The sequence below is a fragment of the Aliarcobacter cibarius genome (assembly GCF_013372265.1).
GTDB classification, from domain to species: Bacteria; Campylobacterota; Campylobacteria; order Campylobacterales; family Arcobacteraceae; genus Aliarcobacter; species Aliarcobacter cibarius.
Genome location: NZ_CP054051.1, coordinates 2,219,512 through 2,245,770, shown reverse-complemented (window position 1 = coordinate 2,245,770; position 26,259 = coordinate 2,219,512). Strand labels below are relative to the sequence as shown.

Annotated in this window: 24 protein-coding genes and 1 tRNA gene; 9 read left to right on the top strand and 16 right to left on the bottom strand. The window is 26.3% G+C overall.

Going from position 1 to position 26,259, the window contains the following annotated elements:
* Nucleotides 1-30: 30 nt before the first annotated feature.
* Nucleotides 31-1,026 (bottom strand): phosphoribosylformylglycinamidine cyclo-ligase, encoded by a 996-nt coding sequence (purM, locus tag ACBT_RS11265; RefSeq protein ID WP_024774349.1) that lies wholly within the window; start codon nt 1,024-1,026, stop codon nt 31-33.
* Nucleotides 1,027-1,184: 158 nt separating this feature from the next.
* On the opposite strand from purM, the gene coaE reads away from it, so the two are divergent.
* Both coaE and ACBT_RS11255 read left to right on the top strand, forming a co-directional pair.
* A complete protein-coding gene (gene coaE, locus ACBT_RS11260) occupies nt 1,185-1,775 on the top strand; it encodes a dephospho-CoA kinase (RefSeq protein WP_024774350.1) in 591 nt (196 codons plus the stop codon).
* Between the two features lie 30 nt (nt 1,776-1,805).
* The gene (locus ACBT_RS11255; protein WP_024774351.1) at nt 1,806-2,606 is read left to right on the top strand and encodes a glucosaminidase domain-containing protein; all 801 of its coding nucleotides are present in this window, start codon (nt 1,806-1,808) and stop codon (nt 2,604-2,606) included.
* Between the two features lie 30 nt (nt 2,607-2,636).
* Here the strand turns inward: ACBT_RS11255 and ACBT_RS11250 are convergent, their stop codons facing one another.
* From ACBT_RS11250 to ACBT_RS11185, 14 genes are all read right to left on the bottom strand, one after another.
* On the bottom strand, nt 2,637-3,719 hold the full coding sequence (locus tag ACBT_RS11250) for a hypothetical protein (protein WP_024774352.1): 1,083 nt from the start codon (nt 3,717-3,719) through the stop codon (nt 2,637-2,639).
* An 8-nt stretch (nt 3,720-3,727) separates the two neighbouring features.
* On the bottom strand, nt 3,728-4,831 hold the full coding sequence (locus ACBT_RS11245; protein ID WP_157833397.1) for an SH3 domain-containing protein: 1,104 nt from the start codon (nt 4,829-4,831) through the stop codon (nt 3,728-3,730).
* Between the two features lie 10 nt (nt 4,832-4,841).
* Nucleotides 4,842-7,181 carry an RCC1 domain-containing protein gene (locus ACBT_RS11240; RefSeq protein WP_024774354.1) on the bottom strand — a complete coding sequence of 780 codons (2,340 nt, stop codon included), beginning with the start codon at nt 7,179-7,181 and terminating at the stop codon, nt 4,842-4,844.
* Nucleotides 7,178-7,669, bottom strand: coding sequence for a hypothetical protein (locus tag ACBT_RS11235; protein ID WP_024774355.1), 492 nt, complete (start codon nt 7,667-7,669; stop codon nt 7,178-7,180). Before ACBT_RS11235 ends, ACBT_RS11240 begins: the two co-directional genes overlap by 4 nt.
* Entirely contained in the window at nt 7,666-8,415 is a 750-nt protein-coding gene (locus ACBT_RS11230; protein WP_024774356.1) for a hypothetical protein, read from the bottom strand. The genes ACBT_RS11235 and ACBT_RS11230 overlap by 4 nt, the downstream gene beginning before the upstream one ends.
* Nucleotides 8,403-10,100 (bottom strand): GspE/PulE family protein, encoded by a 1,698-nt coding sequence (locus tag ACBT_RS11225; RefSeq protein ID WP_024774357.1) that lies wholly within the window; start codon nt 10,098-10,100, stop codon nt 8,403-8,405. The genes ACBT_RS11230 and ACBT_RS11225 overlap by 13 nt, the downstream gene beginning before the upstream one ends.
* Nucleotides 10,101-10,110: 10 nt before the next feature.
* A complete protein-coding gene (locus ACBT_RS11220; protein ID WP_024774358.1) occupies nt 10,111-11,127 on the bottom strand; it encodes a hypothetical protein in 1,017 nt (338 codons plus the stop codon).
* Between the two features lie 3 nt (nt 11,128-11,130).
* Entirely contained in the window at nt 11,131-12,798 is a 1,668-nt protein-coding gene (locus ACBT_RS11215; protein ID WP_024774359.1) for a hypothetical protein, read from the bottom strand.
* Between the two features lie 9 nt (nt 12,799-12,807).
* Nucleotides 12,808-16,143 carry a hypothetical protein gene (locus ACBT_RS11210; RefSeq protein WP_024774360.1) on the bottom strand — a complete coding sequence of 1,112 codons (3,336 nt, stop codon included), beginning with the start codon at nt 16,141-16,143 and terminating at the stop codon, nt 12,808-12,810.
* 69 nt (nt 16,144-16,212) lie between these two features.
* Entirely contained in the window at nt 16,213-16,971 is a 759-nt protein-coding gene (locus ACBT_RS11205) for a hypothetical protein (protein WP_024774361.1), read from the bottom strand.
* Nucleotides 16,968-17,708 (bottom strand): hypothetical protein, encoded by a 741-nt coding sequence (locus tag ACBT_RS11200; RefSeq protein ID WP_024774362.1) that lies wholly within the window; start codon nt 17,706-17,708, stop codon nt 16,968-16,970. The genes ACBT_RS11205 and ACBT_RS11200 overlap by 4 nt, the downstream gene beginning before the upstream one ends.
* Nucleotides 17,705-18,439: a hypothetical protein gene (locus tag ACBT_RS11195; RefSeq protein ID WP_024774363.1), complete on the bottom strand. Its 735-nt coding sequence runs from the start codon at nt 18,437-18,439 to the stop codon at nt 17,705-17,707. Before ACBT_RS11195 ends, ACBT_RS11200 begins: the two co-directional genes overlap by 4 nt.
* Nucleotides 18,440-18,560: 121 nt before the next feature.
* Complete coding sequence (locus tag ACBT_RS11190; protein ID WP_024774364.1) at nt 18,561-19,235, bottom strand: hypothetical protein; 675 nt, start codon at nt 19,233-19,235, stop codon at nt 18,561-18,563.
* A 97-nt stretch (nt 19,236-19,332) separates the two neighbouring features.
* On the bottom strand, nt 19,333-19,995 hold the full coding sequence (locus ACBT_RS11185) for a hypothetical protein (protein WP_024774365.1): 663 nt from the start codon (nt 19,993-19,995) through the stop codon (nt 19,333-19,335).
* Between the two features lie 76 nt (nt 19,996-20,071).
* Here ACBT_RS11185 and ACBT_RS11180 point away from each other — a divergent pair.
* From ACBT_RS11180 to ACBT_RS11165, 4 genes are all read left to right on the top strand, one after another.
* Nucleotides 20,072-20,148 (top strand) — tRNA-Arg (locus tag ACBT_RS11180).
* Between the two features lie 896 nt (nt 20,149-21,044).
* Complete coding sequence (locus tag ACBT_RS11175) at nt 21,045-21,797, top strand: hypothetical protein (protein WP_024774366.1); 753 nt, start codon at nt 21,045-21,047, stop codon at nt 21,795-21,797.
* Nucleotides 21,798-21,896: 99 nt separating this feature from the next.
* Nucleotides 21,897-22,310 (top strand): hypothetical protein, encoded by a 414-nt coding sequence (locus ACBT_RS11170; protein ID WP_024774367.1) that lies wholly within the window; start codon nt 21,897-21,899, stop codon nt 22,308-22,310.
* Complete coding sequence (locus ACBT_RS11165; protein WP_024774368.1) at nt 22,303-22,596, top strand: nucleotidyl transferase AbiEii/AbiGii toxin family protein; 294 nt, start codon at nt 22,303-22,305, stop codon at nt 22,594-22,596. Before ACBT_RS11170 ends, ACBT_RS11165 begins: the two co-directional genes overlap by 8 nt.
* A gap of 60 nt (nt 22,597-22,656) precedes the next feature.
* Here ACBT_RS11165 and ACBT_RS11160 read toward each other — a convergent pair whose 3' ends face one another.
* Complete coding sequence (locus ACBT_RS11160) at nt 22,657-23,241, bottom strand: DUF134 domain-containing protein (RefSeq protein WP_024774369.1); 585 nt, start codon at nt 23,239-23,241, stop codon at nt 22,657-22,659.
* Nucleotides 23,242-23,345: 104 nt separating this feature from the next.
* Here ACBT_RS11160 and ACBT_RS11155 point away from each other — a divergent pair, with 104 nt between their 5' ends.
* Genes ACBT_RS11155 through cydB form a run of 3 tightly spaced genes read left to right on the top strand, consistent with a single transcriptional unit; the run spans nt 23,346 to nt 26,231 of the window.
* Entirely contained in the window at nt 23,346-23,558 is a 213-nt protein-coding gene (locus tag ACBT_RS11155; RefSeq protein ID WP_024774370.1) for a DUF4492 domain-containing protein, read from the top strand.
* Nucleotides 23,559-23,569: 11 nt separating this feature from the next.
* Nucleotides 23,570-25,096 carry a cytochrome ubiquinol oxidase subunit I gene (locus tag ACBT_RS11150; protein WP_024774371.1) on the top strand — a complete coding sequence of 509 codons (1,527 nt, stop codon included), beginning with the start codon at nt 23,570-23,572 and terminating at the stop codon, nt 25,094-25,096.
* A 1-nt stretch (nt 25,097) separates the two neighbouring features.
* Complete coding sequence (cydB, locus tag ACBT_RS11145; protein ID WP_024774372.1) at nt 25,098-26,231, top strand: cytochrome d ubiquinol oxidase subunit II; 1,134 nt, start codon at nt 25,098-25,100, stop codon at nt 26,229-26,231.
* The last annotated feature ends 28 nt before the right edge of the window (nt 26,232-26,259 follow it).

Below are 26,259 nucleotides of genomic sequence, written 5' to 3'. Positions count from 1 at the left end.
TAAAATTAAATATTAACTAAAAAGTAAAGTTTAAATAAACTCTACTTTTCTTTCACCAGTTTTTAATTCACCAATAATATAACCATCTGTATTTGCTAAAATAGAATCAACATTTTCAGGATTTACTGCAAGAATCATTCCTACCCCCATATTAAATGTTCTATACATTTCTTCAAGTTCTACATGTTTACTCATAAATTCAAATATTGGTAAAACTTTTATTTTACTTCTATCTACAACAGCAGTTAAATTTTCTGGTAAAACTCTTGGAAGATTTTCTGTAATTCCTCCACCAGTTATGTGTGCTAGTGCATTTATCTTATCTTTATTTGCTTTGAACTCTTTTACATAAATTCTTGTTGGTTCAAGTAAAACATCTTTTAATATTTTCCCTTGAAAATCATCTTCTAAACTCATTCCTAATTTTTCTAAAAGAAGTTTTCTTACTAGTGAGAATCCATTTGAGTGAACTCCAGAACTTGGTAATGCGATTAGAACATCTCCAGCTTTAACTCTTTCAACTCTATCAAGTTCATCTTTTTCTGCAATACCAACACAAAATCCTGCTAAGTCAAAATCTCCCTCTTTGTACATTCCAGGCATTTCAGCAGTTTCTCCACCAATTAAAGCACACTCGCTTCTAATACAACCTTCTGCAATTCCTTTTACTACTTGTGTTGCTTCTTCAACTTCAAGTTTTGCTGTTGCATAATAATCTAAGAAAAATAGTGGTTCTCCAAAGTTACAAAGAAGATCATTCGTACACATAGCAACTAAATCTATTCCAACTGTATCAAATTTTTTTGCATCAATTGCAAGTTTCAGTTTTGTTCCAACACCATCTGTACCTGCTAAAATAACAGGTTTTTTATAACCGCTAGGAAGTTCGAATGCTCCAGCAAAAGATCCAATTCCACCTAAAACACCTGGAATTAAAGTAGATTTTACATAAGGTTTAATATTTTCTACAAATTGATTTCCTGCATCGATATCAACACCTGCATCTTTGTAACTAACTGTTGCCATTTTTTACCTTTAAATATTTGTTTTTATAATTTTCTTACATTATATCAAATCATTTATAAATATTTTAACAACTTTCAAAGAGTCCATAAAATGGTATAATGAGGATAAATTTTATCCACTTTAATTTTATATTGCTATTTTTATGCTATAATTTCTTGATGAATAACAATTTATTTAAAAATGCAATAGCACTAACCGGTGGTATATCTACTGGTAAAAGTACTGTTTGTAATCTACTAAAACTACATGGTTTTCTTATTATAGATGCCGACAAAATAGCACATAAGCTACTAGATATTAATGCTAAAAAAATAGAAGAGATGTTTGGTAAGCAATATGTACAAGATGGCAAAGTTTTAAGAAAAGAGTTGGGAAAGATAATCTTTTCTAACGAAGAGAATAAGCTTAAATTAGAAGCACTTCTACACCCACTTATAAAAGAGGAAATTATAAAAGAAGCAAAAATTTGTGAAGAACAAAATAAACCTTATTTTATAGATATTCCACTATTTTTTGAAAAAATGCATTATCCAATTAGTAAATCTATTGTTGTTTATACACCAAAAGATTTACAAGTTGAGAGATTACAAAAAAGAGACAATATTAGTAAAGAAGAAGCTCTTTTAAAAATCTCAAATCAAATGGACATAGAGAAGAAAAAAGAGTTATCAACATATGTAATAGATAACTCATATAATTTAAAACACCTTCAAGACGAGGTAGAAAAATTAATAGGAGAAATAATATGAAATTAAAAAAAGAGACCACTAAAGGCTAATATGCAGTTTTTAACAATTTTATTAAAAAATTCAAAAAAACTTCTTCTTAGTCTATTTATATCTGGTGCGGTTCAAATTGCAAGTGCAAAAGGTTTACCGCAAGAGTTTTACAATATTAAAGACAAAGAGCTTGCAAAAGCTTATTTTTTAGAGCATTTATATGAACTTATTGAGCAAGAGAATATTGCTATATTAAAAGAGCGAGAGTTTGTAATAGATGTTTTAAATAATAAATTCTTAGAACTTCAAAAAGATGCTGAATTATTGGCAAAATTAGTAGAAATCAAACAAAAGTACAACATACAAAATATTTACTCTTTAGAAGAGTATCTCAAAAAAATAGATGTTATTCCACCTTCATTAGCACTTGCTCAAGCAGCAGTAGAAAGTGCTTGGGGTAAAAGTAGATTTGTAAAAGAAGCAAATAATATTTTTGGTCACTGGACTTATGATAAAGAGTTTGGAATTATTCCAAAAAGAAGAGATCAAGGTGCTTCACATTTTATTAGAGTATTTGAATCTTTAGAAGCTTCTATAAAAGCTTATATGCTAAATTTAAATAGAAATGAGGCTTATAAATCTTTTCAAGAGCAAAGATATAATAATAAAGAGGAAAATCAACAAATTTCTGGTTTGGTGTTATCAAAAACAATGTTAAACTATTCTGGAATTGCAAATAAATATTTAGATATTTTAAGTAAAGTAATTTTAGGAAATAATCTTGAGGAGTTTGACTTTAGATATTTTGGAAAAACTGAAGAGTTAAATAAAAGTAATCTAATTTTAACAGCAGGCTTATAAAAACTGTGAATCAAGTATAGAAGTTTTATTCTATATTTGATTTTTTACATCAATAACTACACTATATTGCATACCTTCATTTTCTTTTGTTTCTATCGAAAGTTCACCATTAAGAGAATTTACTAAATTTTTTGTTTCTATAATAGTTTTATTTTCACTATTTAGCATAAAAAGATTATAAATGTCTCCAACTTCAAAACCATTGTTTTTTACAATAATTTGAAGTTTGTTTTTATTGTAATTAATTAGAATTGAGATAAATTTTTGAACTTTTCCTTTTTTTAACTCTTTTTTTATAATATCCATACAAGATTGCTCTATTAGATTTGAGATAATATTTTCAACATAGGCAAGATTTAAATTTACAGTTCTTTTCAATTGAAAATTTGTATCAAAATCTAGAATAATTTTATATCTTGTATCTGCATAAAAATAATCATCAACTTTTCTTCTGTGTAGTTCTAAAAGATTATTTATAGGTTTTAAAGAATTTATTTTATATTTTGGTTTTTGGAAATTTATAATTTCTAATTCAAATTTTAATAGCTCTTCATATTGTAGTGCATAAGAGTCAATTACTTCAAAAATAAGAGAACTATTTATAAGTTCTTCAATACCTAATTTATTAATATGTCTATCAAAAGTAGATGTATCAAAATTACTTATGAAGTATTTAAGATTATTTAATCTATTTTTTAAATCAATTATTGATTTTATATCATTTATATATCTATTTTTTAAATCTCCACCCATGATTTGAGTTTTTAAAGAGATAGATAGTAGTTCAAAGAAATTTTTGTCATCTATTAGAAATTCATTTAAATCTAGTTTTTCAAATTGATTATACTTAGCAAGGAGCATTTTTAACTCCTCTTTTAAATAACCTAATGACTCTTCTAATATATAGTTTATTTCCATAATAGAAGTTTGTATATCTTCATGATTTTCATTATACAGTTGTCTATTTAATCTTGTTTTTCCACCATTTTCATTTGAAAAAATATGATCTATACTAAAAAACTTATTATATTTTTGTTTTAGAATAACTATCTCATTTTCTACTTTTGAGATATTTGAAAAAATCTGTGATTTATAATCTTTTGTATTTTCCAAAATATTTCCTAATTACATTCTGTTTGAGTTAGTGATCCATTTGTATTTTGAACCCAGTTACTTTGATCACTTACATTCATTACATCGCCTGAAATTTTTTTATAAATAGTATCTATATTTAACCAATCTTGATTTGATTTCTGAACTACAAATTTATCATTAATTTTTAAAACTCTTAAAATTTTAGAGTTTTCATTTGGTTCGATTCTAACATTTAAATTTTGTCTATTTACAACATAGCAAATTTTATCTGATGCTGATTTTTTTTCTATAGGTTTTACATCTTCAAATACTTTTTTAACACTTGAGTTATTTTTTTGTTCATAATTAGTTGAAGATTGATTTTCTACTATATTTTTTGAAGATTCATATGGTTTATTGTCTGAATAGCTTTCAGTTTTCTTTGTAATATTTTTAGGAGCATTTTGAGTATATCTAGGGTCGTTTTTATCCCTTTTTTCCAAATTACTAACATTTATTCCATAATTACTTAAGAATATTGTATAACCTGTATCTTCATCAAGTTTTTTATATAGTTCTATACTTTTTGTTCTAGTATTTATATCAATTATTTTTAGACCTAGAATATTATCACCTTCAACATATCTTCCTTCGATATTTCCACTAAGCTCGGTGCTAGTTTTATTTCTTGAGGCAGATTCTGTATCATCTAATAGTAAAACAGCATAATCTACACCATTAAACGTATACATACTTTTGATTTTTAAATCTTTTATTTTTTTTGTTCTTGCAAAATCAGTTGTAATTCTTGCTATTTCATTTTGGTGATTAAATACATTTTTTTCATACTCTTCCTCAGTCATTATAACCTGTCCTTGAGTATTTGAAGAATTTTGAGGAACGTTTGTTTGAATAATTCCTTTGTCAGCTTCCTCTTTTTTGTTTTTTAATTCTTGTATTTGTTCTTCTAGGTAACTTTTTTCTAAACCAGTTATTGATTTAAAAAACTCTTTAGATTGTTGATCTAACATATCAAGTTTATCAACATTTTGAGTAGGCTTTTCTTCTATTTTTGTTGTAGGAGCATTTGTCTCTTGAGCATTTATAATAGTTGATATAGCTATTAAAATAATTAATCCTAATTTTTTCATTTTTCCTCTCTTATTTAAATTCAAATTCATAATTAAAACCACCTATATATGTTGGATATTTTATAAAAAAAGCATCAGAATGAGTTATTCCTTCTTGCGTAACTATAGTCGTTTGCCACTCTTTTGAGCTAATAGGTGTTATGTAATCATCTCTTGCTTCTGCCACCATAAAATCTTTTGATAAATCATATAAGTTTGTATTAAATACAGGTATAAAATAGGTACTTGCAACTTTATATCTTTGATTTGAGCCAGCAACTCTATAATATGATTGATTACCCCAACAGTACATTTGATTATTTATATCTATTCCACACATTCCATTATTTTCATCTATAACTTTAATTTGCTTCCATTTTATTTTTTTTATAGAATCAAGAAAATATTCATCATTTTGATTTACAGCAATAAAAATATCACCTTTAAGTTCATTTTTACTATTTATCCAGACTATACCATTACTTATTTTCACTAAGTTAGTTAAATCATTTACTGTTCTTGAAATATCTGCTGAAATTATCTCTCGATCATCAACTGAGTTATATCCCCATTTTTGAGGTATTAAGCTTCTTATATCATCAACTTCTATTTTTTTACTTTTTTCTTGTCTAATTCTATAATATACTCCAGCGTCATCTTTTGCAATAAATGCATCTATCCCACCTCTTATATATTTGAAATTTGGTATAGTTGAAAGATTTGAATTTTCAATTGTTATTTTAATTGGCGCACACATATCATAATTAATTGAAACATTTTTTGTATTTTTCCAAGTTTTTGTGCAATTTCCATAAATTGTATCTGTTGTTGAACCATTGTTATCTTCAACTCCCCAAATATAAACCTCTCCACTACTACTTAATGCCCCAATTCTTCTAAATCCAAATGTTGTAAGGTAGGTCATATCAATAATATTATATAAATTAGGTATTGCTTGATAATTAGTGAGAGTTTTATTTTGAGGTGTACCTAAAGCACCAAATCCAGAAGTGTTTGACCCCCAAATATAAATTCTCCCATCTTCTCCTAAAAAATGCCAAATTTGATTATTTGCAAAATGTTTTTTTAATTTTTTTCCAGCACTTCCATCGAAATAAGTACTTCTATATAAAAGTTCTCCTTTTCTTGCTCCATCTCCTGTAGATGTTTTATCTACATCCGTATAATCACCTTGAGTTGTTGAATTATTATCTCTTTGATTTCCTGTTGTACCACCACAGTATAGCTCACCTTTTGTAGTGATTCCACAAGTACCAGTATAAACTCCTGCAAATAAATCTATAAATTTTGGTCTTTTAGGAGAAGAATAATAATTTTCCATATAATATTTTAGTTTATCAGTTGTACCTATTTTTACAGTCTCATATATTTTTGCTTTATGTAAAATAGGTACTGTAATTAGTGGATATATCCCATTTGATGTTTTCCCTGATAAAGTCATTTTTGCATCTATCCCTGTTATAGCATTTCCATTATTTCCCCATGCATAGATATCTCCATTAACTATCATCCCACCAGCTCTTCTATTAAATAGAATAACTGTTTTACCAATATCTCTTTCTTGTTGATTAACTTTTATTATATTTCCCATATTAATATTAATATATTCTTGAGCAACACCATCTTTTTTGTGTAGTATTGTCATTCCAGCGAATTCAATATCTTTTACTAAATCTTTGTAAGTACTATTTACTGTACCATCTGTATTTAGTAAACTTACACTTTCGTCTAGAAGTAATTCTTTATCATATGAGAATTTATAATTCCCATTTGAATCATACCAATGTAAAACTCCCTTGTTGTCCAAATAATATTTGTTTTTAGGAGTTTTAGCCAAATTATTTGGAGCTGTAGTAGTGATTTTATTTAATGTAGAATCATTAGAACTGTTTTCATATATAAATTTTTCTTTAGAAGATAAGATAATTTCTACATCACTATTATTAATACTTAGAGGAGACTTTGTATTAATTCTATATTTATTTGAATAGTAATAATCATATAAATTTGATTTGAGTATAGGATCTGTTGATTTAAATCCATCTATTCTATGTTTATCATCTTTTTTATTTGTAGGTGTTGAATTATTATCAATATTAAGAGTGATTTGTTTACCAAAAGGGTTAATAGTATCAAATCCTTTTGGTAAATCTAAAAGTTTTATATCAATAGCCCCATTTGTTAATGGAAGTTTTCCATTCTTTAATAGATATTCTTTATAAGCAAGAGCAATTTCTTCTTCTTTTTGTACAAGTTTTTTTATTTTTGTTAAAGTTATTGAATCTATATAGTTATCCGCGAATAAATTTATAGAAAAAATTGAAAAATAAAAAACTAAAAGTATTTTCATTTTAAATCTCTTGGTTTTGAGATATAGTTTACAAAATATAAATTTTCGCTTTGTTCACTTCTTATAGTTTCTCCCAAATAGTTTAAAATTCCTTCTCCAGCTTTAAAACCATTTTCACTATTAGCAGATAGATTAACAACAAGAATATTTCTATCTATACATTGATTTCTTACATCTAGTAGTTTTAATTTATAATCAATCAATGAAACTCTATCAAAAATTTCACTAACTCTTGTTCTTATCTCATCTTCTTTAATGTAACTTTCTTGAATTAGTTTAGTCTTCTCTTTTAAAGCGTTTATTTTTTGTTTTAGAGATGTTGTTTCATCTCTTTTTATCTGTAATTCATTTGTAAGATGTTCTTTTTCTTTATATGCTTGATAATATTCTATAACTGTTGAGGTCATAAAAAATATAGTGTATGCAAATATTGATATAACTACATATTTTGACCATTTTTTTAATGAATTATTACTAATACTTATCATTTAATAGCCTCTTTATATGTAATACAGTCAGTAAGTTTATTATATTCAGCTTGTGCATCATTTAAAGTTTTCATTTGTCTATTTTTAAATTTGTCTTCAAAATTAAGTTCTTGTTTTAGAGGATCTAAAGACTCTATTTTTAGATATTTTTCTTTAATCATATCAAGTCCAAAAGCACTTAGCCAAAAGCTACCACCAAATAAAAATACTAAAATAGATAGTTTTATAGAGTGAGATTTTGGAGTATCTAAATCTTTTAATGGCTTAACTAAATCTTCAATATCTCCAAGAGATTCCGCAATAACTTGTTTTTGTTCATTTTTTATATTTTGTTTCAATATTATTTCTAATGCTGCACGATATTTTGAATTAATTACATAATAAAATTTATTAAGTTCTCCTCCACTACTAAGCATTGTAATATGTTTTGAAATTAGTATAGATTTAACCATATCATCAGTGATAAAATTAGGATTTATTTTAGCACTATATATTGTTTTATGATTAAATAAAATTACAAACTCTTCATCTGCAATATGTATTAAAAACTTGTCTTTATCTAAATACTTTTTTGATAGTAAATTTAAAGAATAAAATTTATAATCACCTTCTTTTGGTAGATAGGCGCTATATTTTTTAAATCCTGAATATGTGAACATATTTTGAGAAGTTTCATATTCTTCATTTACATAAAAATATTCACTCTCTTCTTTTGAAGTAAAATCAGTAATTGCTAATCGTACCATACTTCTTCCCCTCTAATAATTGCAGTTGCATCTTCAAGTGTTATAAATCCAGCATGATATTGTGCCATTGCAGCTTTTTCCACAGTCATATATTCAGCAGGATTTTCAAAGTCACCACCTTGTCCTAATTTAAATCTTACAACCTCTGCAATAGGAACCCTTCCTTTAAATCCTGTATTGCTACACTCATCACAACCAACTTTTTTATAACCACCATTATTATCTGGAACGCTACAAAATTTACAAAGTTTTCTAACTAATCTTTGAGATACAATACCTCTTAGGTTATCTATAATATCACCTTCATTTATTCCTAATGAACTAGTCATTCTTGAGACTGTAGCAGGTGCCGAGTTTGTATGCATAGTAGAAAATACTAACTGACCTAAATTTGATGCATTTACAAGCTGTGCAGCAGTTTGAGGTTCTCTGGTTTCTCCAATTAGAATAATATTTGAATCTTGTCTTAGAATATCAACAACGGCTTCAGGGTAACCATATTTAAACTCTTCACTAGCACTTGCAAACTCTGATAAATCGATTTGGAAAAATGACTCATCAACATACTCAACAGGGTCTTCTATTGTAATTACGTATTGTTGTTGTCTTGCAAGTTGTTGAAGAAGTGCATACATTAAGTGGGTTTTACCACTACCAACTTGTCCTGTTATTAATATCATACCATTTGCATATTTTGTAAGATTATTTAATATTCTTATAGTTTCTTCTGGATAATTTAAACCTGAAAGATTATGTGAAACAACACCTTTTCCACCAATCATCCTCATAACTAGAGAAAAGTTCAATTTAGAGTTTATAAGTCCTAACCTAAATTTTATATTTTTCTTTGCATAGTCGTAGTTTATAACACCATTTATTGATTCATAATCTGAATCTTCTTGATCAGCCATTGTTACTAGTCTTCTTTTTAGAGTTTTAGCAATAGTAATAGGCATTGTTCCCATATCTACTTTTATACCATCTATTCTAAACCATAAAGATGCATACCTACTTGTTTTTTGAATATGAATATCAGATGCTCCAAGAAGTATGGCTTGCCCCATCATTTTATCAAAGTATTTATTTATCTCTTCATCATTTTCTGTATCAGCATTTGAATTAAATATAATCTCTCTATCTTCTCCAAAAACAGAAGATAAAACACCTTCTCCAAGAACTACGATTTTTGTGAAATAAAACTTACTAAGAACATCAAAATCTAGATTAACAACGTCTCTAATCCCTAGAACTTTATTTTTATTTTTTATATCTTCCAAAGTAATAATATACATATTTGCACAAAGTTCTTGCTTTTTATCATCTAAAAAGCTTGAAGTATCTTTATACTTTTTTAGTAATTCAGTATAACTATCAAAGTATTCATAACCTAAACTTCTCACAAAGCTTTCATATTTTGCTTCATTAGCTATTAGATCCGAGAATCCACCTTTTAAATTGTATCTTGTTTGAATCATATTTTCTATCATTGTTGCTAAATGGTTTGAGTTATCTGATTCATTACCCATTATTTCATAAAATTTATTTTTATATTTATCAAAATATGTTTTATAATCAAAATCTTTAAACAAGTTTTGAAAAGATTCTTTGTTAAACTCAAAATTCTTTTTATTTTTTAGAAATTTAAAATCCGGTTTTTTTAATTTAGCTGAAAATTTACTTAGCATTTCAGTTCTCTTATTGATATAAAGTTTTGAATGTAAATGTACTAATAACTAGATTAATAACATCCGATCCAATAATAACTGTAACCAACATGGCAACCATCCAAAATGCAAATTTCCACTGTAAAACCATATAATCTATTTGTTTTTCATACATAGTATCACAAGTTTGATATAAAGCTTTCGTAACCTCTGAAAAACTTGTTTTGCTAAGTTCTGATAATTTTATATCCGCTGTAATAAGAGGAGGAAAATTATATGCTTCAAACATCACATAAAGTTTTTTATTCTTATTAATCATAACAGCTAAATCTCTAAAAAATGGTCTAAGTCCCTCTTTAAAATAATCTTTTGATAAAATTAAAGATGTCTTATGGAATGAAATACCAGCACTAAGCATACCATTTAAAATTCTAAATAAAAATCTTCCATCAGAATAAGCTTGAGTTTTAAAAACTTTATAAAGCCAACCTGGCTTATATTTTTCTGTGTATAAATAACCAACAAAGATAAATAAAGTTACAAAGACAGAAATAGCTAATCCAATATATGCGAAATCATAAGTAAAATATTTTGGTATTCCTAAAAACTGTTCTACATCCGGATTTAATTTTCTAAGAGTAATTAAATCTAATTGTAAAATATCTAGATATAAAATAAGTCCATAAAATGTTCCAACAACAATAATCAACGGAACGAATATTGGATTTACCATTTTAGCTATTAGATTTGAATTTGCTTTTTTAAAAGATAATACAAGTTTTAAACCATCTATTGTACTTGTACTGTTTACAACTAATGAAAATTGAAAGCTATTTAAAAATTTATGTTTAAATAAAATAGCTTCGAGATTTTGTTTTCCTATCTCCATATCTTTTATAGCAGCAAGAAGCCTTTTTTTAAATTTTGTTTCTCTACTAATTTGTTCACTATAAAGAATTAATGCTCTTCTTGTATTAGAACCATTTTCTAATTTTGTAACAAGATAGTCTAATAAAAACTGCTCATATGGATCGGCAAATAGTTGCATATTTTAGAAACCTTTTATTTCTTTTAAAGTAATCACATAAACAATCTCTCTTCTTACATAAGATTTTGAGTCTGTTCCTCCAATAGCAAAACTTTCAATAGGAACTATTCCCTTGTATCCTTTTGCATCATCATGAACAATAATTGATCCAACTATTGATGTTTCTCCTAGTTTAACTTCTTTTGAAACATTATAACTTTGGTCATTGTATTGAGGAAGTTGAATAGTTGTTCCATCTACACTAACTTCTTTAAAAGTGATTAATTTTTTAATTGTTGGTGCTATATTTAAAAATATTTTATCTCTAGATATTTTGGCCATTGCAGTAATAGAAGTTCCTTCTTTTAATGTATTTACAGTAACATCAGAAGTTCTTTCTTTTGTATCAGCATCTCTTGTTGTTTCTATCTTTTCAACATAATCTGTATTGTCTGTTATAGCTTGAACAGAAGGAATATTATTTTTAAGAACAATCATATTTTTACTATAGTTTAACATTTTACCTATATCATTTTTTGAATCAGCAAGCATTCTTAGGTTTCTAATTGGATTTACAGTTTCAAATCCTAAAGCTCCAGTACTTTCGGGTGAAAGAGGTCCTACATTCCAAGATGTTCCATCACCAATTCTTGTAAAATCAGCTCCTAAAATACCAAATTCTCTACTTTTATTTAATAAGACTTCTATTCTTTCAAATTCTATAATTGCTTCTTTTGAGAAACTAGCTTCATAAGCTTTTGCAAGTGTTCTTACAGCATTTTCAATAGATTTTGTTGATTTTAAAAATATAAGACCACTAGCTTTATCTATATGATAAGTTGAGATTTTATCTGTTGCAATTATATTTTTTAACATTTTATCAAGCTCTTCATATAAAACAATTTGAGATTTATTTTCTATTTTACTCTCTCCACCAGTTGTTTCTTGATTTGATGTTTGACTTGTTGAACTCATATCTAAAAGAGGAATATTCAATTCAATTACAACATCTTTATATCTAGAAATATTTATAGCCTCTTTATCATAATCTACATCTACATAAACATCTTTTGACTGAGCTAGAGAATTTAATGCATCTTGCAAATCCCTAGAGCTAATTTGAACAATACTATTTTGGAAATCATTTCTATTTTCTATAAAACTTCCAATATTTATTTCATAACCAGACTCCAGAGTAATTAATCTAATAAGCTCTTCTACGCTAATTTGTCCATCTAAATTGAAAGGAATTGATTTAATAGATCTTTTTTTTCTTTCACTAGAAGTTAATACTTTTACTAATACTATTTGACCATTTTGTTCTGTTGTAAGAGTTTTATCTAAAACAGCATTTATATAGTTGTTTAAATCTTCAAAACTTGATATTTTTATTCTACTTTTTGGAATTAATATATCACTACTTTTTAAAAAATATAAGTTTCCATCGATTTGTTCTAGCTCTTTTAGTATATCAGCTAAAGATTTATCATCTATTATAGAAATGTAATCTTTTTTGATATTTACTTCATCTACAAGACTGTCTGAATATGATTGTTTAATACCGCCGTAATCTTTTTTATCTAAAGATTTCTTTGTGTTTTCTATCATATCTTCATGAAAACTTTTAGAACTACAACCAGAAAGTAGCAGTATTGATGTAGAAATTGCAATTAAACTCTTAATCTTTCTCAAATCTTTTCCTTATTTAAAATAAAATGGATAATCAAACCCACCAATATATGTAGGGTATTTTAAAAATAAACTACCAGAATTATTGAAGTTATCAAACGCCATTTGTTTTGTTTTTTCACTTTCCTGAGTAATAAATAACTTATTTATAGTATTTATTTTACCAACATCATACAAAGAAGTACTTAAAATTGGAATACTTCTTCCAACATTTCCCCAACAGTACATTTGTGAAGCGCTACCAATCCCCGTCATTGCGCAAATATATGGCAATTTTACGCTTGAACTAGAAATTGGTGTAATAGACGATGGATTTTTATTTCCAGTTAATGTAAATTTAACATTATCTATACCCCAAGAAAGTTGATTTATGTAGTTATCTTTGATATAGGCCCCAAATCCTAATTTAATATTACCATAAGAGTCCAAATAAGCATTTTTTGTAAATGAATGTTTATTATCAAGTGTTCCACCAGTATTTGGAATATTAAAAGTAAAAATGTCTCCTATATCTAAAGCTGAATATCTATATGTTGTATATCTAGTTCCATTAATAAATGTATAAAATTCATCTGTTGTATAGCCTAAAACATCTCTCCAAATATCTATTCTGTAGAAGTCATAATCAATTTTTACTTCTTTATTTGCATTTTCTGATCCAAAACTAAAAATTTTATAAACTTCTTGTGTTCCATCGCTATTTCCATTATAAATATCTCCACCCGAACTTTGTCTATTAAATCTTCCCAAAAATTTTGTGGATTCATTATGTCCTGTATAAATTGGATAATTTGCAAAATATGGAAAATCTCTTTCTGCAAAAGGTACAGGACCTCTTGGAACTATCCAATAATCATGGTTTCCATCTTCAAAGTTTTCATAATATACTCCATTTGTAAAATTCACATTATCTATTTTTCTAGAAATTCTTATATTGTCTATACCAAAAGATTCATTATCATACTTTTCGCCTAGAATAGCTCCAAATCCTAATTTTACTTTTCCCCCGGAATCTAAAGTTGTTGTAAAAGAGTATTCGTGTTTTTGGGCGTATTGAGTATATGAACTTGTAACAACATCTAAATCAACTCCACCTTTTGTATCAAAATTTGGATCTGAAGAATAAATATCTCTTGAAACATTTAAATCATTTATATATACATAAAATGATTCGCTTTTACCATTTAGATAGTCCGCCCAATAGTTATTAGCATCCCATGAACCTATTTCATACATATCAAATGTAATTTTTACATTTTGATTTGCCCATGAAGTACCTAAATCTATAGTTTTAAATACAGCTTGACTTCCTGTATCCGTATTTATTATCTCTTTTCCTAGGCGTCCTAAGAATTTTGATGCGGCAGTTCCTCCATCAACGATATAATTTACATTCCAGCCTGCTGTAGAATTATTTTCAAAATTTTCTACATAATCCGTTCCATAATCAACAATATTTTTATTTACATTAGATTCAAAAATAGAAATGTTTGAAAAATTTGCATAAAGTGTATTATTTACACTGTTTGTTAAGTTATTTAGTACATCAAAAGAATCTTTAAATAAAATATTATCTTCACTAGATAAGCATGTATTAAAATCTTTATCTCTGCAGTTTATAAAATCTGAAGAGCCTTTAAGTTGCATATTCTTATCTACATAGAGTAACTCTTCTGTACCATTAAAATCGTATACAGAGACACTTAATGCTCCTTCTTCAACATTTAATTCTTTTATTGTGTCTAGATAAGTTCTATAATATTTATTATCTAAACCTTTTAATACAAACTCTTTACTATTAACAAATATTCCATTTTGATCAAATCTTTTTGAGTTTGATAATATTCTAGGTTTATAGTAGATTTCTCCACTAGGTCTCTCCCCCCAAATCCAGAAATAGTTGTTTGTGTCTAATGCTCCAAAACTTTTTATATCTCGAAGAGCATATATTTTTTTAAAAATTACTCCATCAGGATTTACTTTTTGTGGTTGAAAAGTATAAATATTTAATCCAGATTGATTATCTATTCCTAAAGCGCCTTTATCATTAGAGCCAACTGTATAAATTATCCCAGTATCTGTTAGAAGAGATAAAGTTCCTTCAACCATTGCTATATCTTTAAGATAAAGTGAATTTTGGTTAAAAATACCATTTTCCTTTCCGATTGATACAGCCTTACTTTTTGTTAAAATCGAAGTTTGTGTTTGTCCTGTTGTTTCAGTAAAAAAATCATCAGAATGGATATATCCATTACAATATAGATCACCCCCCTTTTTATATCGAATACCTAATTCATAATAGTCAAATATTGGAGAAATTCCACAAACAAATTTACTATTCATTGCCATTTTCTCAAATTTTACTCTATATGGATTGTTATACCACTTCTTACCTATCAAATCTAAAGTAGTAGTTTTTGTTTTAATATTCTCATTTTGAACTTTTAACATTACAGGAGTGTTTACATAATTAGCTTTTAAAGTAGTATCTAGTTGTCCATAATTTTCAATTCCTGCTTTTTTATAAACATTTTTACCCCAACAAAAAATATCTCCATTAGCAAGCATACAACCACCATCTGGTTTTAAAACTAAATCTTTAGAATCTGGAATATAGGATAAAATTCTATCTTCAATACTGATTTCATCATTAATTTGTCCAGTAGTCCTTCCTGTTCCAACTGGTATCCACGAACCATTTCCTTCATAAAAATACTCATACCAAGATATACCATCTTTTACATATGCTTTTTCACCTATTTCTACTTTTACATATTTTAAGTCATCTAAACTTTCTAAATAAACAGGGGATGTTTGATAAACCTCTATAGAAGTATTTGAAGTTTTACAAAATTTATATATTAAACTTTCATTTTTTAGTTCGTAGTAATGGTTACCCACTTCACAATTTTGAGTTGGTAAGAATATTTTATATTTATTTTCATTTATTACATTTACTATATCTTTTTGTATTTTGTTATACAAAACTTGTGAACCTTTAGCTAGCTCGGATTTTGTATTGTCTTTAGGAGGAATTGTATTTACCCTAAAGATTTTATTTATGTAAAAATTGTATAAATAGTTTAGTTCGGAAGTATAAGAACTTTCACTTTCGAATACACCTTTTATAAATGTATTATTATTTACATCAAAAATAACTTTTATACTTTGTTTTGTTAAAGGATTATATTTATTAAAGTTTGTACCTAAATAATCTGTAGTTAAAAGTTTATCCCAATCCAATGTATTGTCATTTTTCTTAGGAATCTTTCCATTTTGTAAAATGTATTTATTTATAGCTAAAGATATATATTCTTCTTTCTGAATTACACTTTTTATGTCATTCATTAATGATATATTTTGATTATTTGAAAAAGCAAAATTAACAAAAAGTAGTATTAAAATTATTGTTTTGATTTAGTCCACCTTTAATATTTGTAAGTTACCTGATGTATCATTAGCCATTTTTATATTTTTTGTTTTATCTTTTATGAAAATGTAACTACCAATTTTTAAAAGTCTTAGTTTTTCAATTTCAGAAGCAATAACATTTTCACTACTTACTGTTATATTTCCATTGTTAAACTCTTTTATATTGTATTCAATCCAGTTTGAACTAGAGTTATACCATCTTATAGATTTTTTATCATTTATACAATATTTATTTATTAGACCTGCTGAACAATTTTCTAGAATAGTTTCACCATTTTTTAAAATACTAAAGATAGTCATTGCTTCCGGTGATTTTAATTTGAATTCAACAAAAGATTTTGTTAAATCGATTTTTTTATCACTTGTAGTGACAAAATTCACTGTAGTATAGTCTCTATATAGGTCTCTATTATAAAGTAAGATTAAATAATCTTCAGAGTTTATAAATTCATTTTTTGCTATTGCATATTTTATTTGTAAATTATTAGTATCTCTAAAATCTATGTTACTTCCCATTTTATTTTGAACTGAAAAATTGATGCCTAGATAATTTTCATTTATTAAATTGTTAATAGTAGGAATTTGCAATTTATCTAAAAGATATTTTTCAAAATTTTGAGCTATTTTTTCTTCAATTTCTATTAGGTTATGAACATATAAAGTATTTTGTTTTTGTGCAATTAAACTCTCATTAGCATTAGAGTGAATAATTAATAGAAATAAAATTATTAAGTTTTTCATCATTTTAATATCTCTATTCCAGATACAGTTTTTAAATGTTTAACACCATTTGCATTATAAAGAAGAGCACCTTTGGGTATAGAGTTGAATGCACTTTCTGTAGAATATTTTAATATATCATTTGTAATTATTATTGGTCCAGTTTTAAATTTATCTATATGATAAATTATTAAGTATTTGTCTGGAATAAAATTTGTACCATCACTTTTCTTTGTGAGGCCTATGTAAATATGATTATTATCTCTACAATTTATTGGTACTGTAATAATTGAATTTGGACAAATTATAATTTGTCCATTGTTTAATTTAATTAAGTCATATAAATGTTTTGCAAATCCATCTTCTAAAATAAAATATAGTTTATTGTCTCTGATATAAGTTTTCTTTCTGAAAGTATTACTTTCATATAAACTTTTTAGTTGAATGTCATTGAGTTTTAGAGAATATGAAATTTTATTCTCAGATATTGAAAATGGATTAAAATTTGATGAAAAGTCTGTAATATCACTTAAAAAATCTACACTTTGACCTAAATAATTTGATGTATACAAAGAATCAATTTTGTCAGGAATTGCATAGTTATCTAATATATATTTTTCATATGCACTTGCAATTGATTCTTCCTTTAGGATTACACTTTTTATATCTTGCAAAATTTTTTGTCTATCTTCAAAATTTGTTAAATCTAGAGAAAAAGCAATATTTGATAAAAATATGAAAATAAGATATAACTTCTTCATAATAGACTTTCCAACTCTTTATATAGTCTAGTTTCAATAGAAGATTCATTTTTATAAAGTTTTTCTTTTATTTTTTGTTTAAAATAAGCTTGTTGTCTTTCTTTTAATACATCTTCACTTATGCTGGTTTCATTTTCTTTTAAAAACGTAAAATGAAATTTTTCATATGGAGTGAAATTTTCTAAAACACTATTCAAAACAAAAGATTTTGATGAGGTTGATGTATACAATATATCTTGTGACAAAGCATGAATAGCCTTATCTACACTTTTCTGAATTTCTAAATCTTGTACAACAGCATTTTTTTCAGATTTCCCAATCTCAAAAATATATTTACCATTTTCAGGAGTTATTGAGTTAACATCTGTTAAATATTTTAATTTTGCTTTTAGTGCAAGAAGTTTTAATTTTTCATCTTCGCTTATTTCAATATATCCATCTTTATTTATCAAAGATTTATTTGAAATAGCACTACTTTTATCTCTGTCAAGCAATAAAACTTTTTCCCAGTTTTGACCATTTGGTAAATGAACAATTATCTCATCTCTTGTAATATCTTTTGGATTTTTATTGTATTGTTTTGCTAAAAGAGTTTTAATTTCTGAAATTATTTCGTAGTGTTCTTGTAATTGTTTAGTTTCTTTTATATCACTAAGAGATTTCCATAACGCTCCAGTAGAAAATATTGTGACAACAACCAAAGCAGATGATATCCATATATTTCCAAGCATTAAAAGACTTTCTCCCTTTTGTATTAAAACAAAAACTAAATTCTAAAAAATAGAACTTAGTTTTTGCTTTTATTATTTAATAGCAATAAAAAATAATATTTAGGCAAAATACCTAAATATTTTAGTTTAAGTTTATACCAGCAGGAATATCTTTAAAATATATAGTAAACATTCCATCAGTCAAAGTAGCAGTACCCACTGCAACAGTACCTGCATTACCTGCAGCATTTGTCACTGTAGTAGGAGCATTAGCAACTGGTACATCTCCATTAACATCTAAATCAACTGCTGTAGCAGTAGTTGCAGTTCTATCAATAGAAGCAATAGCTGCCAAATCGTTTGCAATTTGTGTTTCTAAGAAACCAGCATTATTTGCTAAGTTACCTTCTGATAAATTTACAAATATACCAGGTCTAGCGTTTGGATTAGCTGCTGTAGGAGTAACTAATGAAATCTGCATATTACTTGTATTATCTGCAGCAGTTACAACTTGTCCACCAAATGAAATCGCATTATAGATATTCTCATTTGCAGCATTACTTCTTGTGTCTGTTAACTGGTCATTAATTTGTTGTGCAAAATAACCAACATTCGCAAGATCCTCTAAAGTCGTACCAACAATAACTTCCCCACCTCTTGAAGCTATTTGTATTCCATTTTTAATATTATTAATTTCAGTAATAATACTTGTTTTTTGCGCAATACCTTCGATCTTATCTCCAGTTCCTCCAAATGTTTGGAACATATATATCATAGCTCCAACAACAATGATAATCATCGCTATCAACTGTGGCATTTTTACCCCTTCTAAATTTAAATTATAACCTTTAAGGCTACTATGTTATCATTTTACCATAAAATAATTTTTTTTACTATTAAAAAACTCTTAAATTTTATTTAAACACTATACAAACAAATTTACTATCTTTTAGATTTCCAGTTTGAACAATTTTGAAATTAGTATCAAAATCTATACCATCTGATAAAAAAGTTCCAAAAAGTGTTTTTTCACAAACTTCTTTACCAAAAAAATTTTCACTAAAAGAATCTTTATTTTTTAAAGTTGAATTATTTGTAAAATTTACAAAAATTTTGTAACCAGCACCGGCACTAGTACTTATATCTTTTTCGATTCCAGAAGGATCTTTATATTTATCCCCTATTACAATTGGAACTATTTGCCAAATAATGTTACTATTTGGAAATTGTAGTTGAGATTCAAAAAATTTGTTTTTGTCAGTTTCTTCACTTGATTGTTTGCTATCATTTAAATTAACTTTCAAAATATTCTCTTTTGATATATTTCCAAATAATATTCCATCTTTATATAGTGAAGCAAAATTTATTTTTTTATATGTTTCAGTATTTATAGTATCTCCCATGGTCATATCTCCACCGCTTTGAATATAAGTATTAACAAATCCATCAATTGTTATAAACATCGATTTCGCTCTTTCAACTTCTACGGTTATAGCACTATCATCTGCTTCATATCTTGTCATTAAAATTATTAAAGCTGCTACAATTGCTATTATTGATGATACTAAATATGGCATTACTTCTCCCTTTTTATGTTTCTTGTTATAGAAAATTTAAGCCTTTATTAGCTAAAATTCAATTCTATTTTTAGGTGCGTCTGTAGTTCAACTGGATAGAATAACCGGTTTCGACCCGGTGGGTTGTGGGTTCGACTCCTACCAGGCGTGCCATTCTTATTCCCTTTAAACCGCGATTTTACCGATCTTTTAGGACTTTAAGGTTTGGTGTTTTAAAACTTTTCTACCCTATTTCTACCCAAGATAAAAATTGCTTACTTTTCTACCTTATAATACAGCACAAATTGAAAAGTTGATTTTGGTAAAAATAAACTTGAAAATACCAAAAAATTCTATTTTATTTTCAAAATATTATGTATTAAAATTTTATTCTAACATTAAAAAGCAAAACATTCAAACATTAAATATTTATAGATATTAGTATGTGATCTGATTACAATAATTTATACTTAGAATTTAAAAACTTCTAAGTTAAAATAATAAGTATGAAAGAAGTAGAAAAAATGAAAAATAGTAAAGACACTAAAGAGTTTAGGGATAAAATATTCAATATATTAAATTTTAAATACTTAGCATATTTATAATTAGTCCCTATTTTCAGTAATTTATATAAATCATGATTACATTAAAATAAATACTAAAATATTTATTAAAAATTCAATCAAAATTTCTACTAGGAAAAATGTAATTTAGCGTTATTTTGTTGTGCAGTGATCTCTAACTGTGAAACAAGTGAAAATATTATTTGAAATTCTCCAGTACTTTACCCTTTTAGCAGTTTAAGATAGTTATTTTTGATATAATCAAAGATTAAATAAAATATAGGAGCAATATTATGAGAACACAAAAAGAGTTGATTTTTTAGAGAGTCATATTCCTACACTTGCTAATAGTGCAACTAGAAAAACCTATTTAGATACTCTTGCTTCAGGTTTGAGTGTTACAAAAGTTATAAAAAACAAAATATATGAAGTATTTCCAGACGGAACTAAAAAATTTATAAAAGATATAAAACCATCAATTAAAATAAATAAAAAAGTATTTAAAATATGAGCTTTGAAATTCCAAGACTAAGAATGTTTGCTGGACCAAATGGTAGTGGGAAAAGTACAATAAAAGATGTAATTAATAAAGAACTTTTGGGTATTTATATTAACCCTGATGATATTGAAAAAAATATAAAAACATATAGTTATTTCGATTTTAATGATTTTGAGATAGAATCTCCAGAAAAAGAAGTTTTAGATTTTTTTAAAAATTCTACACTTCTAAAATCCTTTAATTTACAAGATCAAATTTCAGATCTAAAATATGAAAATAATAGACTTATTTTTACAAATATTGATATTAATTCATATTTTGCTTCAGTGTGTGCTGATTTTATTAGAAAAAAGTTACTAGAGTATAAAAAATCATTTACTTTTGAAACGGTTATGAGCTCTTATGATAAAATTGAATTATTAAAAGTATCAAAAAGTTTAGGGTATAGAAATTATTTATACTATATATCTACAATTAGAACTGTAAATAGATTTTTTGCAGGTGAAAATGTAAAATTAAGTACCATAGAAAAAATTACAAACTTACTTGGTCTTGATTTTGCAGGAAATGAAGTAATACCTTTAAAAGAGTTAGAAAAACAAAGAGCAAAGGAAAAAGCTTTGTTTATGGTTTCTTTAGTTCAAAGTACATCAGCTTTAGAAGTTCAGGGATTAGAAGAAGATTCTTTAAATAAAATAATAAATAAATTTGAAAAAGAATTTTTAGTGGGTCAATATAGAAATAGATTGTGGGTTGTATAAATTTTACAAACTTTAAAACATATTAACTAATTATTCATAGTTGTCATTTTGACATATTTTTATAAAAATGTTAAACTTCCAAATAACAAAGGAGTTCTCATGGAAATTACTAATAAAATATTTGAAACCTTATTAACAAAGAATGATTTTAAGAAAAAAGAGTTTGCTGATTATTCAAAAATTCCTTATGACACTGTTGTTGGTTGGAAAAAAAAAGGGTATATTCCTCCTTATGCTATGGTTATATTAAAAGATATGATTTATAGAAAAAAACTTGATGAAGAAACTGAAAAAATATTTAAAAGAAATATACAACCACCAACAGTTCAGAATTATAATTTAACTAAAATAGAAGAGAATAAGTTAAAAGCTGCATTTTGGGGAACTAACTTTACAACTGATGATATTTTAAAAGGAATAAAAGAAAAAAATCAAAAGATTTTAAAAAAAATTGAAGAAAATTTACCATTAAATTTACAAAAACAAATCTTAGGTAAATTAAATTATGCATAGAGATAACTGGGATGCTGTATTTGAAAATCAAGATAGAATACTAAAACAATTAAAACCTCTTGAAAATGAAATGTTTCTTGCAGGTGGTACTGGGTTACAAAGATTTGTACTACCTCAAGCTTACAGACATTCAGAAGATTTAGATTTCTTTTTTACAAGTTTAAAAACTAAAGAAGAAATAGATAGTATAAAAAATAAAATCTTAGAATTGATGTCAGAAATTCCTGATGCAAAACTTGAAAATATAAAGTGGATAAAAGAAGAAAAAGCTTATAGAATGTTTTAGAGCTTGTATTAGATAAAAATGATTATATAGATGTTATTCTACTTCTTTTGAATTAAAAAACTAAACTAAATTTATCAAATCCTCTTTTTTATCAATTTGTTTCTCAATAGCTTGTATCCCTTTTGCAAAGAGTGAATTTTTTAATCCCTCCCCTATTCTTGTAGATAAAAATATATTTACTTTATATTTCATTAATATTTGTGGTAAAACAATAGCAGGTTTTAATTTTTTGGAAAAGACTTCATTCTCAAAACTATCCAATAATTTAATTTCATTATTTTGGATTTTATAAATCAATACATATTTATCAGTTGCTAAAATTGATTCAAAATTTTCTAAACTTGAAGAACATAAAGCTACAATATAACCTAAATTGTCATCTTGAATAGAAATCTTATTTCCATAAACTAAAGCTCTTGTTAATTTTTGTCTAGCATTTTTTAGAATTCTTGTAAAAGTTGGTCTTGAAACTTCCATACTAATAGCTGCTTCTTCTTGATATAAATTTAAAACATCCATTAAATAAATAGCTTCCATCTCTTCATCTAACAACACAGTAACACCAGTAAATGGTTTATTTTCTGGTATAAAATCTTTAAATGCCGGTTTATATATTAAATTTCTTTTATTTTTATCTCTACCCATTTTTATCCTTGTTTGAAATAATATCAAAATTTTCTTGATTTTTTATTGACATATGTTCATTAAAGTGTTATTATTTTGAACATATGTCAACAAAAGGAGATTTTATGTTGAATATTAAAAATATTTACTCTTTTTATCTTAATGGTTTTAAAAATATGACTATTGGCAAAACATTATGGAAAATCATATTAATAAAATTATTAGTTATATTAGTTTTTCTTAACTATTTTATCCATGATAAATCTATCAAAACTGAATATAAGACATATGAAGAGAAAGTTGATTTTGTATATAAAAATCTAACAAAAGAAAATTAAAAGGAAGAGAAATGGAAGAGCATTTAGTTGATTGGTCCAGAGCTCAGTTTGCACTAACAGCAATGTATCATTGGATTTTTGTTCCATTAACTTTGGGACTTGGATTCATTGTTGTTATTATGGAAACTATTTATGTAAAAACAAATGATGAATTTTGGAAAAAAACTACAAAATTTTGGATGGGTTTATTTGCAATAAACTTTGCAATAGGAGTTGCAACTGGAATAATAATGGAGTTTGAATTTGGTACAAACTGGGCAAATTACTCTTGGTTTGTTGGAGATATTTTTGGAGCTCCACTTGCAGTTGAGGGAATTTTAGCCTTTTTTATGGAGAGTACTTTTTTTGCTGTAATGTTTTTTGGTTGGGAAAAAGTTAGTAAAGGATTTCACTTATTATCAACTTGGTTAGTTGCCATTGGTTCAAATCTATCTGCTTTATGGATACTTGTTGCAAATGGTTGGATGCAATATCCAGTTGGAATGACATTTAATCCAGATACGGTAAGAAATGAGATGAATAATTTTTGGGATGTGTTACTCTCTCCTGTTGCTATTAGTAAATTTTTACACACTATTGGAAGTGGTTATGTTTTAGCTTCACTTTTTGTTATAGGAGTTAGTGCTTGGTATTTATTGAAAAAAAGAGATATTTTATTTGCTAAAAAATCTATGATTATTGGGGCTACATTTGGACTTATAACTTCAATATTTTTGATTTTAAGTGGAGATGAATCAGCTCATCAAGTTGCTCTTAAACAACCTATGAAACTTGCAGCTATGGAAGGTTTATACGAAGGAGAAGAGAAAGTTGGAATTGTAGCTTTTGGTTTATTAAATCCAGAAAAAACAATAACAAATGATGAAAATACTTTTTTATTTGATTTTACAATTCCTTATGCTTTATCATTTTTAAGTTTCCATGATATAAATGCTTATGTTCCTGGAATAAAAGATTTAGTTTATGGAAATGAAGAAAGAGGAATTTTAAGTGTAGAAGAAAAAATGCAAAAAGGTAAAATTGCCATTGAAGCTTTGGAGTCTTATAAAGAGGCTAAAAAAACTTCAAATGAATCATTATTAAATAATTCAAAATTTTTACTTGATGAAAATATGAAATATTTTGGTTATGGACATATTAAAAATAAAGAAGATGTTATTCCTCCTGTTTCTATTACATTTTATTCATTCCATATTATGGTTGGACTTGGAATTTGGTTTACAATACTGTTTGCTTTAGTTTTATTTTTATTAACAAAAAAAGAGATTCTAAACTATCCAATTGTTTTAAAATCAGCACTTTTTAGTATTCCTTTAGGATATATTGCAAGTGAAGCTGGATGGGTAGTTGCTGAAGTAGGACGTCAACCTTGGGCTATTCAAGACTTAATGCCCGTTGGAATTGCAGCTACAAAAATAGCAACAACAAATGTAATGATTAGCTTTTTTATCTTTGCCATACTTTTTACTGTTTTATTAATAGCAGAAATAAAAATTATGACAAAACAGATAAAAATTGGTCCAAATGGAGGTCACTAATATGGGATTTGGAAACTTAGAACTTATCACTCTTCAACAATATTGGTGGATAATAATATCTTTATTAGGTGGACTTTTTGTATTTATTATGTTTGTTCAAGGTGGTCAAACTTTAATAGATAAATTAAGTGAAAATGAGACTGAAAAAACTATGCTAATAAATAGTATAGGAAGAAAATGGGAATTAGGTTTTACAACTTTAGTTTTATTTGGTGGAGCTTTATTTGCAGCCTTTCCACTATTTTATGCTACAAGTTTTGGAGGAGCTTATTGGGTTTGGTTAAGTATTCTATTTTGTTTTATTATTCAAGCTGTTTCTTATGAGTTTAGAACTAAACCAAACAATTTTTTAGGACAAAAAACATATGAAATGTTTTTAAAAATAAATGGAAACATTGGAACTTTCTTACTTGGAGTTGCTATTAGTACCTTTTTTAGTGGAAGCGAATTTATAGTTGATTCAAACAATTTTGTAGATTGGCAAAATTCTTTAAGAGGTTTAGAAGCACTTCTTAATCCATATAACTATTTATTGGGCTTTGCACTTGTATTTTTAGCAAAAATAAGTGGAGCTTTATATTTTATAAATAATATAGATTATGAAAAAATAAGAATCAAAGCAGTTAATTCAATAAAAATAAATATGATTTTCTTTTTATTTTTCTTTTTAGGATTTATGTTATGGATTCTTATAAAAGATGGATATACAGTTGAAAAAAGTGGTTTAATTGTTATTGAAAGATTTAAATATCTTCAAAACTTTATTGATATGCCAATTGTTTTAAGTATGTTCTTAATTGGTGTCTTGATGGTTATTATAGCTGTATTTGTAACTATTACATTTAAAAAAACTTGTTGCATCAAAACAGGTGGAGTAGGAATTGTATTAACTGTAATGGCGATTTTATTAAATGTGGGATTAAACAATACAGCTTACTATCCTTCAACTACTGATTTACAAAGCAGTTTAACAATTATGAATAGTTCAGGAAGTCACTACACTCTTATGGTTATGAGTTATGTTTCATTGATGGTTCCCTTTGTATTAGCATATATAACTTATGCTTGGTACAGTATGGATAAAGTAAAAATTACAAAAGAAGAGATTGAATCTAAAGATTCATATAATTATTAAAAGGTTAGAAAAAATGGAATATTTAAGT

Coding starts and splice junctions, on each gene's coding strand:
- purM (WP_024774349.1), bottom strand. CDS start 1,026: ATGGCAACAGTTAGTTACAAAGATGCAGGTGTTGATATCGATGCAGGA.
- coaE (WP_024774350.1), top strand. CDS start 1,185: ATGAATAACAATTTATTTAAAAATGCAATAGCACTAACCGGTGGTATA.
- ACBT_RS11255 (WP_024774351.1), top strand. CDS start 1,806: ATGCAGTTTTTAACAATTTTATTAAAAAATTCAAAAAAACTTCTTCTT.
- ACBT_RS11245 (WP_157833397.1), bottom strand. CDS start 4,831: ATGAAAAAATTAGGATTAATTATTTTAATAGCTATATCAACTATTATA.
- ACBT_RS11240 (WP_024774354.1), bottom strand. CDS start 7,181: ATGAAAATACTTTTAGTTTTTTATTTTTCAATTTTTTCTATAAATTTA.
- ACBT_RS11235 (WP_024774355.1), bottom strand. CDS start 7,669: ATGATAAGTATTAGTAATAATTCATTAAAAAAATGGTCAAAATATGTA.
- ACBT_RS11230 (WP_024774356.1), bottom strand. CDS start 8,415: ATGGTACGATTAGCAATTACTGATTTTACTTCAAAAGAAGAGAGTGAA.
- ACBT_RS11225 (WP_024774357.1), bottom strand. CDS start 10,100: ATGCTAAGTAAATTTTCAGCTAAATTAAAAAAACCGGATTTTAAATTT.
- ACBT_RS11220 (WP_024774358.1), bottom strand. CDS start 11,127: ATGCAACTATTTGCCGATCCATATGAGCAGTTTTTATTAGACTATCTT.
- ACBT_RS11210 (WP_024774360.1), bottom strand. CDS start 16,143: ATGAATGACATAAAAAGTGTAATTCAGAAAGAAGAATATATATCTTTA.
- ACBT_RS11205 (WP_024774361.1), bottom strand. CDS start 16,971: ATGATGAAAAACTTAATAATTTTATTTCTATTAATTATTCACTCTAAT.
- ACBT_RS11200 (WP_024774362.1), bottom strand. CDS start 17,708: ATGAAGAAGTTATATCTTATTTTCATATTTTTATCAAATATTGCTTTT.
- ACBT_RS11195 (WP_024774363.1), bottom strand. CDS start 18,439: ATGCTTGGAAATATATGGATATCATCTGCTTTGGTTGTTGTCACAATA.
- ACBT_RS11190 (WP_024774364.1), bottom strand. CDS start 19,235: ATGCCACAGTTGATAGCGATGATTATCATTGTTGTTGGAGCTATGATA.
- ACBT_RS11185 (WP_024774365.1), bottom strand. CDS start 19,995: ATGCCATATTTAGTATCATCAATAATAGCAATTGTAGCAGCTTTAATA.
- ACBT_RS11175 (WP_024774366.1), top strand. CDS start 21,045: ATGAGCTTTGAAATTCCAAGACTAAGAATGTTTGCTGGACCAAATGGT.
- ACBT_RS11170 (WP_024774367.1), top strand. CDS start 21,897: ATGGAAATTACTAATAAAATATTTGAAACCTTATTAACAAAGAATGAT.
- ACBT_RS11165 (WP_024774368.1), top strand. CDS start 22,303: ATGCATAGAGATAACTGGGATGCTGTATTTGAAAATCAAGATAGAATA.
- ACBT_RS11160 (WP_024774369.1), bottom strand. CDS start 23,241: ATGGGTAGAGATAAAAATAAAAGAAATTTAATATATAAACCGGCATTT.
- ACBT_RS11155 (WP_024774370.1), top strand. CDS start 23,346: ATGTTGAATATTAAAAATATTTACTCTTTTTATCTTAATGGTTTTAAA.
- ACBT_RS11150 (WP_024774371.1), top strand. CDS start 23,570: ATGGAAGAGCATTTAGTTGATTGGTCCAGAGCTCAGTTTGCACTAACA.
- cydB (WP_024774372.1), top strand. CDS start 25,098: ATGGGATTTGGAAACTTAGAACTTATCACTCTTCAACAATATTGGTGG.